This is a genomic window from Acinetobacter sp. ASP199, from assembly GCF_022700675.1.
Classification (GTDB): Bacteria; Pseudomonadota; Gammaproteobacteria; order Pseudomonadales; family Moraxellaceae; genus Acinetobacter.
This window is the reverse complement of record NZ_CP062182.1, coordinates 2,231,955-2,249,870: the sequence shown is the minus strand read 5'-3', so window position 1 is coordinate 2,249,870 and position 17,916 is coordinate 2,231,955. Positions and strand designations below refer to the sequence as shown.

At 45.6% G+C, this 17,916-nt stretch carries 16 protein-coding genes; 9 read left to right on the top strand and 7 right to left on the bottom strand.

The features are described 5' to 3' along the window. Positions 1-22: 22 nt before the first annotated feature. Positions 23-499 (top strand): peptide deformylase, encoded by a 477-nt coding sequence (def, locus tag IHE35_RS10715; protein WP_242787358.1) that lies wholly within the window; start codon positions 23-25, stop codon positions 497-499. Between the two features lie 11 nt (positions 500-510). Here the strand turns inward: def and IHE35_RS10710 are convergent, their stop codons facing one another. The 7 genes from IHE35_RS10710 to sdsA all read right to left on the bottom strand — a co-directional run bounded on the left by IHE35_RS10710 (position 511) and on the right by sdsA (position 11,118). Further along, complete coding sequence (locus IHE35_RS10710) at positions 511-948, bottom strand: heavy metal-binding domain-containing protein (protein WP_242787357.1); 438 nt, start codon at positions 946-948, stop codon at positions 511-513. Between the two features lie 3 nt (positions 949-951). Continuing rightward, complete coding sequence (locus IHE35_RS10705; protein WP_242787356.1) at positions 952-1,308, bottom strand: YbjQ family protein; 357 nt, start codon at positions 1,306-1,308, stop codon at positions 952-954. Between the two features lie 110 nt (positions 1,309-1,418). After that, positions 1,419-2,879: a multidrug efflux RND transporter AdeIJK outer membrane channel subunit AdeK gene (adeK, locus tag IHE35_RS10700; protein WP_242789997.1), complete on the bottom strand. Its 1,461-nt coding sequence runs from the start codon at positions 2,877-2,879 to the stop codon at positions 1,419-1,421. After that, positions 2,879-6,058, bottom strand: coding sequence for an efflux RND transporter permease subunit (locus tag IHE35_RS10695; RefSeq protein ID WP_242787355.1), 3,180 nt, complete (start codon positions 6,056-6,058; stop codon positions 2,879-2,881). Before IHE35_RS10695 ends, adeK begins: the two co-directional genes overlap by 1 nt. 12 nt (positions 6,059-6,070) lie before the next feature. After that, complete coding sequence (locus IHE35_RS10690; protein WP_242787354.1) at positions 6,071-7,339, bottom strand: efflux RND transporter periplasmic adaptor subunit; 1,269 nt, start codon at positions 7,337-7,339, stop codon at positions 6,071-6,073. Between the two features lie 743 nt (positions 7,340-8,082). Then, positions 8,083-10,125 carry a site-specific recombinase gene (locus tag IHE35_RS10685; RefSeq protein ID WP_242787353.1) on the bottom strand — a complete coding sequence of 681 codons (2,043 nt, stop codon included), beginning with the start codon at positions 10,123-10,125 and terminating at the stop codon, positions 8,083-8,085. A 15-nt stretch (positions 10,126-10,140) separates the two neighbouring features. Then, a complete protein-coding gene (gene sdsA / locus IHE35_RS10680) occupies positions 10,141-11,118 on the bottom strand; it encodes an All-trans-nonaprenyl-diphosphate synthase (protein WP_242787352.1) in 978 nt (325 codons plus the stop codon). A gap of 456 nt (positions 11,119-11,574) precedes the next feature. On the opposite strand from sdsA, the gene rplU reads away from it, so the two are divergent. The 8 genes from rplU (at position 11,575) to IHE35_RS10640 (ending at position 17,912) form a co-directional block, all read left to right on the top strand. After that, on the top strand, positions 11,575-11,886 hold the full coding sequence (gene rplU / locus IHE35_RS10675) for a 50S ribosomal protein L21 (protein WP_004814860.1): 312 nt from the start codon (positions 11,575-11,577) through the stop codon (positions 11,884-11,886). A 19-nt stretch (positions 11,887-11,905) separates the two neighbouring features. After that, positions 11,906-12,160, top strand: coding sequence for a 50S ribosomal protein L27 (gene rpmA / locus IHE35_RS10670; RefSeq protein ID WP_004814861.1), 255 nt, complete (start codon positions 11,906-11,908; stop codon positions 12,158-12,160). A gap of 240 nt (positions 12,161-12,400) precedes the next feature. Beyond that, complete coding sequence (gene lolA / locus IHE35_RS10665) at positions 12,401-13,096, top strand: outer membrane lipoprotein chaperone LolA (protein WP_242787351.1); 696 nt, start codon at positions 12,401-12,403, stop codon at positions 13,094-13,096. Between the two features lie 167 nt (positions 13,097-13,263). Beyond that, a complete protein-coding gene (locus tag IHE35_RS10660) occupies positions 13,264-14,019 on the top strand; it encodes a DUF3298 domain-containing protein (protein ID WP_242787350.1) in 756 nt (251 codons plus the stop codon). A 100-nt stretch (positions 14,020-14,119) separates the two neighbouring features. Then, positions 14,120-15,391, top strand: a complete 1,272-nt coding sequence (serS, locus tag IHE35_RS10655) for a serine--tRNA ligase (protein ID WP_242787349.1) — start codon at positions 14,120-14,122, stop codon at positions 15,389-15,391. A 71-nt stretch (positions 15,392-15,462) separates the two neighbouring features. Beyond that, positions 15,463-16,836, top strand: coding sequence for a siroheme synthase CysG (cysG, locus tag IHE35_RS10650; RefSeq protein WP_242787348.1), 1,374 nt, complete (start codon positions 15,463-15,465; stop codon positions 16,834-16,836). Between the two features lie 34 nt (positions 16,837-16,870). Further along, positions 16,871-17,347: a tRNA (cytidine(34)-2'-O)-methyltransferase gene (locus IHE35_RS10645; RefSeq protein WP_242787347.1), complete on the top strand. Its 477-nt coding sequence runs from the start codon at positions 16,871-16,873 to the stop codon at positions 17,345-17,347. 133 nt (positions 17,348-17,480) lie between these two features. Continuing rightward, positions 17,481-17,912, top strand: a complete 432-nt coding sequence (locus IHE35_RS10640) for a hypothetical protein (protein WP_242787346.1) — start codon at positions 17,481-17,483, stop codon at positions 17,910-17,912. Positions 17,913-17,916: the final 4 nt, after the last annotated feature.

Below are 17,916 nucleotides of genomic sequence, written 5' to 3'. Positions count from 1 at the left end.
CTTAACTAAAGAGAGATTTGACATGACCGTGTTAACAGTTGCCAAGCAAGGTGAGGCGATTCTAGAACTCATTGCAACTGCTGTGGCAGACTCGGAATTTGGCAGTGAGTGGCTGTATCAGCTCAATAAAGCCATGATGGATACCATGCTTGACCGTCAGGGTGTAGGCATTGCTGCACCGCAAGTGTATATTTCCAAGCGAGTAATCATTGTCGCTTCACGTCCAAACCTGCGTTATCCCGATGCACCGTATATGGAAGCAGTGACGATGATCAATCCAGAAATTCTACATGCTTCTGAAGCACAAGTTCTGGGTGAAGAGGGCTGCTTAAGTGTGCCGGATCAAAGAGGCAAAGTTGCCCGGGCGCAAGATATCTGGGTACGTTATTACACGATGGAAGGTGCGCAGGTTGATGCCGAATTTAGCGGCTTTGCTGCACGGATTGTGCAGCATGAAATTGATCATCTGAATGGAATATTATTTACTGAAAGACGGTAAAGTTTTATGACTTAAGGCTTCTTTATGGCTGTGCCATAGGCAAAGACTTCGACCATTCCACCTTGCATGCCAAGCTCCGTAGTACTCAAGCGTAATCCCATAATCTGAGTGGCACCGATTTTCTCGGCTTCACGCTTCAGGCGAACAACGGCTTCCCGGCGTGCGCGTTCCACAATACTTTCATAACTGACCAGACGTCCACCCAAAATGTTCTGAATATTGGCAATCACATATTTAAAATAATCATGGGAAATAACCACATTTGAGCTAATTAATTCTCCTTCAAATTCTGAAGTGGCAAAACGATGAGTCTCCAGCACAATATGCGCAAATCGTGCTTCCTGTTCTGCCAGTTCTTTCAAATGTTTCTGTTCATAATAACGGCCAAAGCCAAAACCTACCGAAAACAGAAGGGCGAAAACGACAAACTGAAAAATCAGGTTATCCATAATTTAACCTGCTGAAGGGAAGGGATCAGGAAGCTTTGGAACATTCGGCTCCACTACCACGGCTGTGCCATATACAAACAGTTCAGATGCACCTTGGGCGATGTTAGACGTTGAGAAACGAATACCGACAATTGCATTCGCACCCATCTCACGAGCTTTTCCAATCATCCGGTTCATGGCTTCTTGACGCGATTCTTCCAGGAGTTCGGTATAGGCGGTCAGCTCACCACCGACAATATTTTTCAAACCTGCGAGCAAATCACGGCCAACGTGTTTACTACGTACCGTACTGCCATAGACCACATCGATTTGACGGCTAATAACATGTCCCGGGACGGATTCCAGATTACTAAGTAGCATAAGGGATAGAACACCTGATTCTGATCCTTTGAAGATAAGAAACTCCACGATAAAAAGCAATAAAAAAGCCCACCGAAGTGAGCTTTTTCAATAAGATCGAAAACCGAGATTTACTGCTGATCTGCTTGTTTACGTTCAGCGGTAGATGGCGGATATTGAATCGTATCTGAAGTATTGGTTTTTAAACCACCACCTAGAGATTTGTATAATTCTACCTGGTTATTCAGATTTGCCTGTTCCAGCAATAACAAGCCTTGTTCGGCTGCATACGAAGTACGTTGTGCATCCAAGACGGTTAAATAGCTGTCGATTCCGGCACGGAAGCGGGCATTTGACAGACGATACGTCGTATTCGTCGCATCAACCAGACGACGTTGTGCAGCTAAACGGTCACCAATGTTCTGACGAACTGCCAGGGCATCATTCACTTCACGGAAAGCAGACTGAATCGATTTTTCATAATCAGACAATGCAATTTGCTGGTCTGTTTCTGAAATTTTGATATTTGCTCTACGTGTACCCCAATCGAAGATTGGAATATCCAGGCTAGGACCAAGTGACCAAACGAAACTGCCTGATTTAAACAGATTGCTTAAGTCAGTTGATGCATAACCAGCAGAACCGGTCAGACTGATGGTAGGGAATAAACGGGCGCGTGCAGCACCTATATTGGCGCCTGCAGCAGACAGTTGATATTCCGCAGTACGGATATCTGGGCGGTTAACCAGAAGGTCGCTTGGAAGGCCTGAACCCAAAGCGGATGCTGTGGTAATACGGGTCACTCGATCAGCCGGCAGTAAATTTGCTGGTACAGATTGGCCAACCAGCAGATTTAACAGGTTTTGTGCCTGTGCCACCTGAGTCTTGTAGTTCGCCACATCATTACGTGCAGTTTCTACAGAAATTTGTGCCTGACGAACAGGAACTTCACTGTCGATACCCACATCGAAACGTTTTTTGTTGAGGTTAAAAGACTCAAGCTGGGTCTGTAAGGTCTGATTGGCAAGCTTCAAGTTGGCATTGGCAAATGAATAATTTAACCATGCTTGTGCGACCTGACTGATCAGCGAGATTTGTGTTGCATCACGTGCACTCGCAGTGGCCAGGTAAGTGTCTAAGGCATTGTCTTTCAAACTGCGTACACGACCCCAGAAATCCAGTTCGTAGGCAGTCACGCCTAGACCAACATTATAGGTTGTCGTTGCACCACGGCTTTGTGTACTCATGGTGTCCTGGCGCAATACGCTGCCACTGGCACCAATCGTTGGAAGCTGATTATTTTCAGTGATTTGGTACGCTTGCTGCGCACGCTGAATATTCAGCGCCGCAGTACGTAAATCGCGGTTATTGTTTAAAGCTAAATCAATAACTTGAACCAAGCGTTGATCAGCAAAAAAATCTTTATAACCTTGCTCAGCAACGGAAGTGCCTGAGGCAGAACCGATATAGCTTTGCGGAATGTCGGCTTGTGCCACGGGCTCTGGGCCACGCATGCTTTGACAAGCTGTCAAAGCAAGCGCAAGTGCAGAAACCGCAATGCCACGACCTGAAACAGACCATACTTTATGCATCACGAGGTTTGCTCCTGTTTATTTTGTTGTTTTGGTTTGTACTTGAATATCGTCCGGATCCAGACATAGAAGACTGGAATAAAGAAGATACCCAACAGTGTTGAACTGATTACACCACCGAGTACACCATAACCTACCGAGTGCTGGCTACCTGCACCTGCACCTGAAGACAGAGCTAGTGGAAGTACACCAAAACCAAAGGCTAGAGTTGTCATGATGATTGGACGCAAACGCATTTTTGCGGCATGCATGGTTGCTTCAAACAGTTCTTCGCCTTGTTCCTGAAGTTCTTTCGCGAACTCTACGATTAAGATCGCATTCTTCGCAGCCAAACCAATCACGGCAATAATCGCCACCTGGAAATAAATGTTATTCGACAGGTTCGGATTTTGCAGCAGCACCATTCCACCATAGGTCATGAGCAATGCACCGACAATACCCAATGGCACCACCAGAAGTACCGAGAATGGAATAGACCAGCTTTCATACAATGCAGCAAGACACAGGAACACGATCAGTAATGAAAGGGCATACAGGAACGGTGCTTGAGCACCAGATTCACGCTCTTCCAGAGACAAACCTGTCCATTCGAAGTCGAAACCTTGCAAGCCCATTTCTGGTAACTTCGCTACGATCTCTTCCATGGCCACCATTGCGTCGCCCGAGCTGATACCCGGAGCAGGTGTACCCTGGATGTTCATGGACGATACGCCGTTATAACGCTCAAGACGTGGTGAACCGTAGGTCCATTCGCCTGTGGCAAACGCCGAGAATGGCACCATTTCACCGCGATTATTACGCACATACCATTGGTCCAGATCTTTCGGCATCATCCGTGAGTCAGCTTCACCCTGAACATAGACTTTCTTGACACGGCCGCGATCAATGAAGTCATTGATATACGAACCGCCCCAAGCAATACCCATGGTGTTGTTAATTTCAGCAACACTGACGCCCAGTGCACCGGCTTGTGCATGATCGACGATGACACGGTACTGTGGAGTATCTTCCTGACCATTTGGACGCACACCAGCTAGACGCGAGTCTTGTGCTGCAAGACCCAGAATCGTATTACGTGCTGCCAGAAGTTGCTCATGACTTTGACCACTTGCAGCTTTGAGCTGTAAGTTAAAGCCAGCTGATACACCGAGCTCAGGCATCGCAGGAAGCTGCAATGGCATGATATAAGATGCATCTTTGACAATCATGTTCAGCGCCATACCACGTTGAATAATGGCACCGACTTGAGCTTCCGGACTGTGACGCTCTGACCAGTCTTTCAGTTTAATAAATGCCAGACCTGCGTTTTGACCGACACCCGTGAACGAGAAACCTGCCACACTAAATACGGACTCGACATGCTCTTTCTCATTTTCCAGGAAATAATTCGTCATGGTGTTAACCACGTTGTCAGTACGTTCCAAAGTTGCGTTTGGTGGTAACTGAACCAGCGTCATAACGACCCCCTGGTCTTCATCCGGTAAGAACGAAGAAGGCAGCTTCTGGAATAACAGCACAATAATACCCAGCACTATGGCATACACCACGCCTGAGAAAATCTTGCTGTGAGTCATACGGTTGACGCCGCCCTGATATTTCACAGAAACCTTGTCAAAACTGCGGTTAAACCAACGGAAGAAACGCGCAAAAATACCATTGCTTTCCGGCTTGTTCGGATCATGCTGTTTCAGCAGAGTCGCACACAGGGCAGGGGTAAAGGTTAATGCAACAATCAGTGACAAGATCATCGCTGTGACCAGCGTAATCGAGAACTGGCGATAGATGACCCCGGTAGTTCCACCGAAGAAAGCCATTGGAACGAATACTGCAGAAAGTACTGAAGTAATACCAATCAATGCACCAGAAATCTGTTTCATCGATTTTTCAGTTGCCGTCACCGGATCCAGATGCTCTTCCACCATGACCCGTTCGACATTCTCGACCACAACAATCGCATCATCAACCAGAAGGCCAATCGCCAGTACCATGGCAAACATGGTCAGGGTATTAATCGAGAAGCCAAAAACGTTAATCACTGCAAAGGTACCCAATACCACGACTGGAACTGCCATGGTTGGAATGATGGTGGCACGCCAGTTCTGCAAGAACAGGAACATGACCAGGAACACCAGAATAATCGCTTCGATCAGCGTTTTAACCACACTCTTGATCGACAGTTCAATAAATGGTGTTGTATCAAATGCCAGTTGGTCAACCATGCCTTGCGGATAGTTTGGACGTAACTGCTTTAAACGCTCTTCAACCGCTTGTGCTGTATCTAGGGCATTGGCACCAGTCGCAAGCTTAATTGCTACACCACCAGCCGGTTTGCCGTTAAACTTTGAATCAAACTGATAGTTATCTGCACCAAGTTCAACCCGCGCAACATCACCCAGACGGACTTGTGCACCCGAAGTGGTATTTTTCAGGAAGATATTGCTGAACTGTTCTGGAGTTTGCAGCAGGCTTTGTGCGGTGACAGTGGCATTCAGGACTTGTCCTCCAACAGCAGGTGCGCCACCGAGCTGACCCACAGCGACCTGAGCATTCTGGGTACGAATGGCAGTCGCAATATCACTTGGCGTAACTTGTAGGCTCGCCATTTTGGCTGGATCAAGCCAGATGCGCATGGCATAAGAACCACCAAAGACCTGAACTTCACCGACCCCAGCCACACGGCTTAAAGGTTCAGAAATGTTCGAATTCACATAGTCTTTGATGTCATCGGCGGTCAGGCTGCCATCAGGTGAATAGAAAGCCAATACCTGCAGGAAACTGGCCCCTGATTTGGTGACACGCACACCCTGACGCTGTACATCTTCGGGAAGAAGTGCAGTCGCAGATTGTAATTTGTTCTGAACCTGAACCTGTGCGATATCAGGATCGACACCCTGTTCAAAGTTCAAGGAAATAGACGAAGAACCATTACCCGCACTGTTAGATGAAATATAACGCAGACCATCCAGACCATTCATTTGCTGCTCGATGATCTGGGTTACAGTATTTTCGACCGTTTCAGCAGATGCACCTGGATAAGTCGCAGAAATCGTGACTGTAGGCGGTGCAATGGTTGGATACTGGGCAATTGGCATTTTGGTCAGGGTCAAAATACCTGCCAGCATGATGACCAGTGCAATCACCCAGGCAAAGATAGGACGATGAATAAAGAATTGAGCCATAAACCTTACTCCTTATGCTTTAGCAGCAGGTTTTTGTTCAGATTGTTCTTTTGCATCATCCGCTTTTTGCACTGCGCCAGGTTGTTGGGCAGCTGGTTGTGCAGCACCCTGTGGTGCAGCAGCTTGAGGCTGGTAAGGTTTAGCCACGACCTGTTGTTCCGGTTTTACTTTCGCAATACCATCTACAATCACTTTATCACCTGGGTTTAAACCTTCAGTCACAATCCAGTTTTGGCCTTGTGTACCCGCAGTAGTGACTGGGCGTGGAGTTACCTTATTATCAGCACCCACTAACATCGCCATAGCTTGACCAGTAGGTGTACGTGTTAATGCAGCCTGAGGAATCAGGTAAGCATTTGGTACTTCACCCTGAACGATTTGCGCAGTCGCAAACATACCTGGTAGTAACAGGTGATTTTTGTTCGGGAATACTGCACGCAGTGTCACTGTACCAGTTTCAGGATTCACGCTGGCATCAGAGAATGCTAAACGGCCTTCAACAGGGTAGATGCTGCCATCTTCCAGTTTTAATTTCACACGTGTGTTATTAGAGCTGTTTAGGTCACCTTTACTCAGTTGCTGACGCAGACGCAGCAATTCTGCACTTGACTGGTTAATGTCTACATAGATTGGATCCAGACGCTGAATGGTTACCAGCGGATCTGGCTGGTTTGCAGTTACTAGCGCGCCTGCAGTGATTGAAGAACGGTTAGTCTGACCAGAAATTGGCGCACGTACAGTTGAATAGCCTAAGTTGATTTCAGCATTACGCAAGGTTGCACGATTCGCATTCAAATCAGCTTCAGCCAGTTTGACCTGCGCTACGATGTCATCATATTCCTGCTTGGAAATCGCGTTAGTACCCACCAGTTGACGGTAACGGCCTTCTTTAACACGTAACACGCCCAGATTCGCTTCAGCACGTGCAATGGCTGCACGAGCGTTATCTACTGTAGCGCGGTTCGTACTAGAATCGATTTCATAGAGTGCCTGACCTTCACGGACATAGCTACCTTCGCTGAATAAGCGTTTTAGCACAACGCCAGTCGCCTGTGGGCGTACTTCTGAAATCTCAAATGCTGTTGTGCGACCTGAGAGTTCAACAGACTGCTCAATGCTTTGTGGCTGTGCAACGAGCACACCAACTTCAGTCGGTGGCATTTGCTGTTGAGCACCAGCTTGCTGGCCCTCTTTAGGATCTTTGCTACAGCCAACAAGCGCGATACTTGTTGCTAATGCGCAAGCAGTCAGGGCAGGCGCCCAAAGCTTTGCAGACATCATTGTTCCACCTCGATTAGATTTTTATCTAAATTTTTTATTCGTTAACGTATTGTATTTAATGAAAGTTAAACACAATGACGAGATCCAAATAAAACTTATACTCCGGTCGGCGATTACTTCTGGAGGAAATTGTACGCACCAAAGGTTTTTAAAATTCTTATGCCCATCACACCATCAGTTTATGAGGGAGATATTGCTGGCTGATGTAAATCACCGAGCGACATAGCTAGAATGGGTAATCTGTATTGTTCAATTTATGAAAATCCAGAAAGCCATACCAGGCAATGAATACTTAAATCACCATTTGAGGACAATTCCTCCAATAATTCCGATACATATAAAATTAAGTTTGTATACTTTTTATACCAAATGGGAGCAATACACCAGCATGCGGCTAAAAGTAATACAAATGGCATGCCATCCAGGCACTTTATGGCTACGGTCATTTAATCCAGACAGATCTTTGTGCAGCACGTTATTTATTCAGCAAGCAGCAATTTAAACTTGCCATAGACTGAACCAGGATGAGCAAACACACTGAAAATCAAATAAAAAAACCGACAAAAAGCAACAAGTAGGGCACGCCAGATATCCTTGTTCTTTCTAACCGACATGATACCGGTTAACCGTCTGTCCTGAAGTGTACTTGTCAGTACACTTTTTTTCAAGTGTGCGTAATTTATACAAAATCCATATTTTTATTAGGTGATTTTGTTGATAAATCAACGAGAATTGTCGCAGTTTCAACCTTTGCTGGTTGTATGATTTTCGTCAATATCAACATCTTGCTTGGGTGGCCAGAAGAAATCGCTCGGTCGAGTCAGGAAATGGGTCATGACCAGTTTCGCCAGAGGCTTCCATTGTTCGAAACGCACCCGACGTGCACGTAATGCCACAATAATGGTCAGGCTAAAGCTGACGAACAGGTTAGTCAGACCAATCAGTAACACACCCAGAAAAGACACTACAACCAAGCCAATATCAGGACCGTTAATATTGATTAGGCCTTGAATAAAGTTGGCCGAAGCAAAGGCAATATGACGAATATCTAACGGCAGCCCAAGGATATAACCAATTGTACCCATACTGCCGAGCATGATCCCGAAAATAAAGTTACCGCCTAAGGCACCTAAATTACGTTCCATATATTCGGCAAATTTATTTAAGCGTTCTTGTCCCATCAGGGCAGCCAGACGGGCATGGGCTTTCAGGCGTGGCCCGACCTTACGATATACAGCCATATTGTCAAAATAACCGGCTAGCAGGCCTGATAGAAACAGGCAAACCCCGGCAATTGCAGCGTGTGGAACCGCAAGTGAAGTAAACGGATTCAGATCATGTAAGGTCTTGGCTGCTTTGGCATGATTCATTAAAGGTTCATGCAGGGCTGCATCCCACATAAAGGTTAGCAAGGCAGCAACGGGAATAGCAATGGAGATATTCCCCAGAATTGCGACAAACTGGGTCCGGATAATATTTACGATTAACGCAGCCAATTCAGCAATCTGTGCTGTTTTGGAGCCTTTACGCTGCTGTACCGTAGAAGCCAGTGCAGCTGCGGTCATCGCGGGCTGTTTGGTGGCAACAGTAAAATGCAGCACATGGATGAGCATAAAACCCAGTGAGTAATTCATGCTGTAGCTAAAGGCTTGCATGAGCGGCGCCATGGTCACGCGTGCCATCAGGATTTTTAGGGTTGCCATAATGGCAATAATGGCTCCGGCACCCGCTGCCGCCTTATACATGGCCAGGAAGCCCTGCTTATCGCTACTTACATAATGCTCTCCAGTTTTGGAGGCATTCTCCGTCACCTGTAAAGCCAGTAATTCACTGTTGGTCGCCAGCAGGGAGCGGACACTGCGTTCACTATAAAGTGCTTCAGTAATATCCACCAGAAAATACCCCATAGACTGATAACGCAACTGGTCATCATCCATGATCATATTTAATAGAATTTCAATCCGTTCCAGACATTGTTCCAGCAGAGCCAGCATGTAGGTCAGGCTCACACTCACCCCAATGCGTTTGGTCGAGCGGCGAATCTTCGCGACGACATCATGACACTGCTCCAGCATCACCATCGCCTGAGAAGCATCTGGTGGCAGGATCGAATCAACCAGTTCTACCGTGTTAAAGCGCTTTTTATATTCCTGAATAAACTCATTGATCTCACGGTTCTGAATCAGAAAAGGTGATTCATATTCCATCAGTTCAGGCTGGGCGTTGATAAATTCAGGATGCAGGGCAATACCACTGACGCGGTATGACAGGATGGTCAGTGCCTTGATCAGTTCATCTTTAATCCGGATTTTTTCAGGCTGATTGGAATGCCCTTGATTCATCACGCTAAACAGTCGCAGCCAGTCTTCATCTGCCAGATAGTCGAGCCAGTAGCGGTCACTACGTTCATGAAAGACCCGGCGCATCAGTTCCTGCAGGCTTTTATCATCCGGAATCATGGGTAAAATGTGCGCGCCAATACGCTGGTTGAGCTGATTCCAGAAACCGTCTAGAGATAAAATGCCGGTATCAGAAAACAGGCTGGTCTGTTTATAGCGGTTAATCACACGCAGCACAAAGGTCTGCAAGGTAGAAACCGCATTGGGGGTGAGCAGTAAGGACTGTAAAAACGCCTGAAATTTTTCTTCGATTTCTTCAGTATTTTTGCTGTCTATTGGTCGTATACGATTAACGAGTTCAATTAACAGGTTTTCATCCAGCTTGGCTTGAGGCTGCTCAAGCTGTTGCTGCATGCTTTGGAAAATATCGAGAAACTTAATATGCATAGGCGAGGTAGATATCTATTGGATGCGATGAAGTGCAAGTTTGGCCAGGTTAATCAGCGCCTGACGGTATTCCGAATCCGGAAGTAGATCCAGTGCCGCGATCGCAGCTTCGGTTTCTTCAGTCGCACGCTGACGGCAGTAATCCAGAGCACCGGATGCGTTGACAATACGAATCACCTGTTCAAGGTGGTCAGTACCGCCTGTTGCAATGCTCTTACGCACAATCTCGAAGTCATCCCCAGAGGTATTTTTCAGTGCAGCAATCAATGGCAAGGTTGGTTTACCTTCCATCAGGTCATCCCCGATGTTCTTGCCCAGTGTTTCTGCATCTGAGGTGTAATCCAGAATATCGTCAATGATCTGGAAAGCATTCCCGAAGTGACCGGCAAAAGTTCGTAGCGGTGCACGGAACTCTTCTTTGCCAGTCAGGATGGCAGCACCTTCAGTCGCCAGCTCGAACAGGCGAGATGTCTTGCCATGAATAATATTTAAATACGTTTCTTCAGTCGTTTCAGGCTGATGTTGAGATTGCAACTGCAACACTTCACCCTCGGCAATTTCACAGGTACCGGTTGAGAAGTCCTTGAGTAATACCATATTGTTGAGATCAACCAGCAGGTCAAAGGCACGTGAGATCAGGAAGTCACCAACCAGTACGGCAGTCTGGTTATTCCAGGTTGCATTGGCAGTTGGACGGCCACGGCGCAGGCCAGACTCATCTACGACGTCATCATGTACTAACGTGGCGGTATGCAGCATTTCAATAATCGCTGCAAGTTTACGAGACTGCTCCAGATCATCTGCGCCACAGGCTTTAGCGGCAAGTAAGCACATAATCGGGCGCATACGCTTGCCACCGGCTTCAACCACATGCTTGCTGACTGCCATGACTAAGGCAACTTTTGAAGTAATCCCTTCATTAATGAATGTGTCCATCGCAGCAAAGTCGTGTGCCACAGGAGCGAGAATATCTTGCTTAAAGTCGATGGTCATGTGAAAGGAAACCTCTAGTTTGGTAAATCTCAAGTTGGTAGTTTAACAATTTATAACATCCATGAAACATAAGAAACGTACAAACTCCACTAAAAATCAGCTTTTTATGATGAATATACTCCATCCAGCCGATTTCAGGTGGCTGACTGTACTTGATCGATTTACCTCTACGGATCATGTATTCCGAAATTTGTGGCTCAGTATACTACTTAAAAATAGCCGTCCGGCTCTGTTGATTTTTGTAGCAAAAAATTGCATGAGTGTCTGATTTTACTAAAATTAGCATAATCTCAAAGAGATGGATAAATGTCTTCATCAATATTTCTATAAAATGGCTTGTTGTTTATTCGAATATCCCTTAAAATCTTTGCCCTTGTATAACCCCCAGTGGCGTACGTTTTAAGACCGGTATATCCCTTTATCGGCACGACGACACGGGCATATTTGGAGTACATTATGTACGCAGTAATCCAAAGCGGTGGTAAACAGCACCGTGTAGTTGAGGGCGAAACCCTTAAAGTTGAATTATTGAAAGCTGAAACTGGCGCAACTGTTACTTTTGATGACGTGTTGATGCTTGTAAACGGTGAAAGCATTCAAATCGGTGCTCCAGTGGTAGCTGGCGCTAAAGTAACTGCAGAAGTAGTTAGCCATGGTCGTCACGACAAAATCCGCATCATCAAAATGCGTCGTCGTAAGCACTACCGTAAACAACAAGGTCACCGTCAATGGTTCACCGAGTTGAAAATTACTAGCATTTCAGGCTAATTACTAGGAGTAATGAGACATGGCAACTAAAAAAGCCGGTGGTTCGACTAAGAACGGTCGTGATTCGAATCCTAAGATGTTAGGTGTTAAAGTTTACGGTGGTCAAACTGTAACTGCAGGTAACATCATCGTTCGTCAACGTGGTACTGAATTCCACGCTGGTGTTAACGTAGGTATGGGCCGTGACCATACTTTATTTGCTACTGCTGATGGCGTAGTAAAATTCGAAGTGAAAGGCCAATTCGGTCGTCGCTACGTATCTGTTGAAGCATAATCTGCTGAAATAGAAAAAAACCCACAGATTCTGTGGGTTTTTTTATGCTTGAAGATTGATGAGTCAGTTTGAAAATATGGCTGGAGAATAAGCAACCATCTTCATCATGATGAACAAAAGCAGGGATTTTGCATTAATAACAATACAAAACTTCTTATTTTCTATCATCTTAGTTTTTGAAATTCGTTTAAGATGAGTCATTAGATAAATAGCGATATGCAAATACAAAAAGGTGAGAATATGAATATGCTTCGTAAAACCGTCTGTGCGATTACCTTAGGTGCCGCAACAATTGCCCCGGTGATGAGTACAACTGTGTTTGCCGCACCTGCGGCAGCGACGGAGCAGCAAGCCACTGCGAATCTGGTTAAACAGCTGAGTAATATCCGTAGCTTAACGGCAAACTTTGAGCAAAGTACCAAGATTACCAATCCTAAAGCGACTCAGAAAAAAGGTTTGAGCGCCCAGCACATGAACCAGACCTTTCGTGGTGTGATGAAAGTGCAGCGTCCGGGTAAATTCTATTGGGAAACCACGGCACCTTCAAAACAGACAATTGCCACAACTGGCAAAACCGTCTGGATTTATGACCCAGACTTGCAGCAAGCGGTCCGTCAGAACCTGGATGAACAGGTCTCCAATACACCAGCATTATTGCTCTCTGGCAATACCAACCAGATCATGCAGTCTTATCGTGTGACTCAGCCAAATAAAGGCAAGACTTATTATAAGCTGTATCCAAAAGCTAGTGATGGCGTGTTTGAAAGCCTGACCATCAGCTTTGGCGCGAATAAGGCACCAAGTCTGATGATTCTGGAAGATTCCTTGGGTCAAACCACTTATATCAACTTTAGCAATGTGAAAGTGAATGCCAGTATTCCGGCATCGACCTTTAATTTCACACCGCCTAAAGGAACAGACATTATTGATCAATAAGTATCAATATCAGCTCAATAAAAAAGCAACCTCCGGGTTGCTTTTTTATTGCCAATGATCGAGATGGATGTGGAGACATTACAAGGTTCGCATATATCTGGAGATTCGGGCGTTTTAAAATAAACAAAAGTTAAGTCAATGAAATCGCAAAATTTCAGGTGCTTAGGATGAAAATAACTTCATTTAAAACAGGCTGGATCGTCTGTATTTTATGTCTGAATGTCGGGCTGTTTGCCTGCCAGCCTCAAACGTCTTCAGTCAATGCATCAGCGCAAACAGAAGAAGCAGGGCAAATACAGTCTAAAACTATTCCGGTTAAAGGTTCTAATGAGATTGTGTGCGAAGCGGAAGCGTGTGTGCGTTTTGATCTGCAAACCGTGGATACCAATATAAGCTGGATTGATCAGTATTTTATCGAGCGTATCCAGCGTACCGAGCCAGTTGTCTTTAACAAAGTAACCAGTCATAAAGCAAAGGATCAGCCGAAATTTTTTGAGCAGCGTTCCATTCAGGTCAGCTATTTGAATCAGTATGGTCATCTGGCGACTTTTATATTTAAAACTGTTCATCAGCCTGAACGCGCAGCACAGCCACAATCTCATATTGAATATGTCAATCTGGACCTCAAGCAAAAGAAACGTTTGGCTCTTTATCAAATTATGCGGGGCAATACTGAAGAAAAGCTAATACAGGCTTTATATCGAGAAAACCAAGACTGGCTGGATCGTGCACAAGTCACATCAAAGCAATTGGGGTTAAGTGACAATTATTATTTTGACAGTCAAGGCTTGGTGCTGGTCTATCCAGCAGGTGAGTTGAGCAAGTCGACAAGTGCCATGGCGGAATTAAAAGTGCCTTATACGGCATTAAGCGAGATCATCCGACCTGAATATTTATCAGTATTGCCAAAAACAACCCCTTAAATATTGTGCTAATAAGGCGCAGCCATCCACCAGGTCACTGTATTTTTTGCCGTTAAGAGCTTACACTATAGCCAGTTTTTTTCTTATCTAAAGATTGGCTATGATCGACCCGAAATTACTCAGAAATAATATTGAGGCTGTAAATTTAGCCTTGGCAAAACGTGGTGTTCAACTGAATGTCGAAGAGTGGGCCTCCCTTGAAGCTCGCCGTAAAGAAATTCAGTCCAAAACTGAATCGCTACAAGCTGAGCGTAATGCGGGTGCGAAACAAGTTGGCCAAATCAAAAAAGCTGGTGGTGATGCCTCTGAAATCATGGCACGCATGTCAGCGATTGGCGATGAAATTAAAGCAGCAGAAGCAGCACTGGCTGAACTGCAAGCTGAACTTGAAGAAAAATCCCTGTCTATTCCTAACTTGCCAGATGAATCTGTTCCTGAAGGTAAGGATGAATCTGACAACGTGGAAATCCTGAAATGGGGTACACCACGTGAATTTGATTTTGAAATCAAAGACCATACTGACCTGGGTGAAATGATGGGCGGTCTGGAATTTGAAACTGCGACCAAATTGACTGGTTCACGTTTCAGCGTTCTTAAAGGTCCTTTAGCACGTCTGCAACGTGCCATCACTCAGTTTATGCTGGACACGCATACCACTAAGAATGGTTATACCGAAGCCTATGTGCCGTATCTGGTGAATGCTGATTCTCTACGTGGTACGGGTCAGTTACCAAAATTCGAAGAAGACTTGTTCAAGCTGCAAGGCGAAAAAGAATTCTATTTGATTCCAACGGCTGAAGTGCCAGTAACGAACTTCGTGCGTGATGAAATCATTGATGCCGACCGTCTGCCGCTAAAATATGCTGCACATACGCCATGTTTCCGTAGTGAAGCGGGTTCTTATGGCCGTGATACCCGTGGTCTGATCCGTCAGCATCAGTTTGATAAAGTTGAAATGGTTCAGATCGTAAAACCTGAAGATTCTATGCGGGCGCTGGAAGACTTAACTGGTCATGCAGAAGGTATCTTACAAGCTTTAGGCCTGCCATACCGTAAGATTATTTTGTGTGGCGGTGACATGGGCTTTGGTTCAACCAAAACTTATGATCTTGAAGTTTGGGTGCCAAGCCAAAACACTTATCGTGAAATCTCTTCATGTTCAAACATGGGTGATTTCCAGGCACGCCGTATGAAAGCGCGCTACCGTGCTGACCAGAAGAAAACTGAATTCGTGCATACCTTGAATGGTTCAGGTCTGGCAGTGGGTCGTACTTTGCTTGCAGTCATGGAAAATTACCAACGTGCTGATGGTTCAATTGAGATCCCTGAAGTATTGCGTCCGTACATGGGGGGTGCAACTTACATCGACTAAATATCGGTGTGTGCACCAAAATGTGCATGAAAATTGCTTAGACAGTCAGATCTAAATATTTGAGGCTTTTCGTGGATATTTTCCCAATCTCGTTAAAGTTGCAGCAGCAACCCTGTCTGATTGTCGGTGGTGGACATATTGCGTACCGAAAAGCGGTATTGCTACAGAAAGCAGGTGCAGTTATCTCGGTAATTGCACCTGAAATTGAGGCGGGTTTGCTTGAGATTGTTCTAGCAACTGCTGGTCAATATGTTCAGGCACCTTTCAATTCTGAAATTCCATTACGTTCTTACCGTCTGGTGATTGCAGCGACTGATGAAGCTGAAGTCAACCGTCAGGTCTTTGATGCCTGTGAAGCTGAAAATGTGTTGGTAAATAGTGTAGATGATCCACCGCATTGCCGCTTTATGGTGCCGGCGATTATTGACCGTTCACCGCTGGTTGTTTCTGTAGCCAGTAACGGTACCTCACCGGTACTGTCCCGTCAGATTCGTACCCAGCTAGAAACCACTATTCCGCATGGTATGGGCAAACTGGCTAAATTTTCTGGTAAATGGCGTAGTGCTGTTAAAGCCAAAATTGCTAATCCGGATGAACGCCGTATTTTCTGGGAAGACTTATATGCCAGCCCGCTGAAAGAACAGGTGTTTAACGACAATATCGCAGAAGCAGATCGCCTGATCGAGCAAGCTTTAAATGAATGGCAAAAGCCGAAAGGTGAGGTTTATCTCGTTGGCGCAGGTCCGGGTGATCCAGAGCTATTAACAATAAAAGCCTTACGCCTGATGCAACAGGCAGATGTGGTGATTTATGACCGTCTGGTCTCTGCACCAATCATGGAACTTTGTCGTCGTGATGCGGAGAAGATCTACGTCGGTAAGGCGCGATCTAACCATGCTGTACCACAAGAAGGGATCAATGCTTTGCTGGTGAAATACGCGAGTGAAGGTAAGCGGGTCTGTCGTCTGAAAGGTGGTGATCCGTTTATTTTCGGGCGTGGTGGTGAAGAGATTGAAGAACTGTTCGCTGCGGGTGTGGCTTTCCAGGTTGTTCCCGGTATTACCGCAGCTTCTGGCTGTTCAGCCTATGCCGGTATTCCACTGACGCATCGTGATTATGCGCAAAGTGTGCGTTTCCTGACAGGTCATTTAAAAGAAGGCTCACCTGAGCTGCCTTGGAGTGAACTGGTCTATGAAAACCAGACTTTAGTGCTGTATATGGGCTTAGTTGGACTGGAAAAGATCTGTGCGCAACTGATTGCTCACGGTCAACGTCCAGATATGCCGGTGGCTTTGGTATCTAAAGGCACTACACCTGAGCAAAAAGTGGTAGTCGGTTCGCTCCAGGATATTGCATCTAAAGTATCTGAGCACCATATTCAGGCACCAACCTTGACCATTATTGGTGAAGTGGTGCGTTTACGTGAAAAACTTAAGTGGTCGTAAACGACCACTTGACTCCCCAAAGTAGAGAAAAGCTGTGATCCATGTTGTTTTATATGAGCCTGAAATTCCTGCCAATACAGGTAATATTATTCGCCTATGTGCAAATACGGGAGCACAGTTGCATTTGGTCAAGCCTCTGGGTTTTGAACTGGATGACAAGAAGCTAAAACGTGCAGGTCTAGATTATCATGAATATGCCCATATGCAAATCTGGGAAAATATTGAAGAGTGTCTGACAGATTTGGCTTCTAAAGGCATTGGCACAGATGCAGTCTATCCATTGACGACTAAAGGTTCTGAAACGCCACATACCTCGGACTTAAATCGTCCTGTAGCCTTACTGATGGGACCAGAAACACGTGGTCTGCCAGAAAATGTGCGTATGATGTTCCCGAAAGAACACTGGATCCGTTTGCCGATGGCTGAGAATTCACGTAGTCTGAACCTGTCCAATGCGACAGCAGTGATTGTGTACGAAGCTTGGCGTCAGCAGGAATTTAAAACGCTTTAATTCGTATTTATTTTTTAAGGAAAGCTGCCAATTGGCGGCTTTTTTTGATTTATGTAATATGGCTTGTGCATGGGTTGGTCATTGGGCTGATCTTCGGTATAAATAATTGAGAACATAGAATAAGGAAAAGAACTTGAACAAGGGGTGGACCACAGCAAGTTGTGCAGCTTTACTGCTGCTCAATATATCCGTTCAGGCACAGGAAGAACCACAACAGCCAGTAGAAGAACTAAAACCACTCAGTCAGGAGGAAATCAGGCAGGGTATGGCAAAGATGCAGCAGCAACTGAATGACCGTATTGAAGCCTGGGGTAAAACCCTCACCAAAGATGATTTTGAATGGAGTTGGCGCGGACGGATCCTGAATCAACCCAAGCGTCAGGAAGTGTGTAATATCTTCCAGGGGGTGGTCAATGAAACTTATGGTCTGGCTGTACAGAACAAGGCACGCTTGAGTCCTGAAAGTCAGGATGTTTTAAAAAATCGTAATCTCTTTATCGAGCGGCTGGGTTATAAAGACAATATTGTCGATACCCGCATGGGCTTTAACTGTCGTCTAAAATGATGTT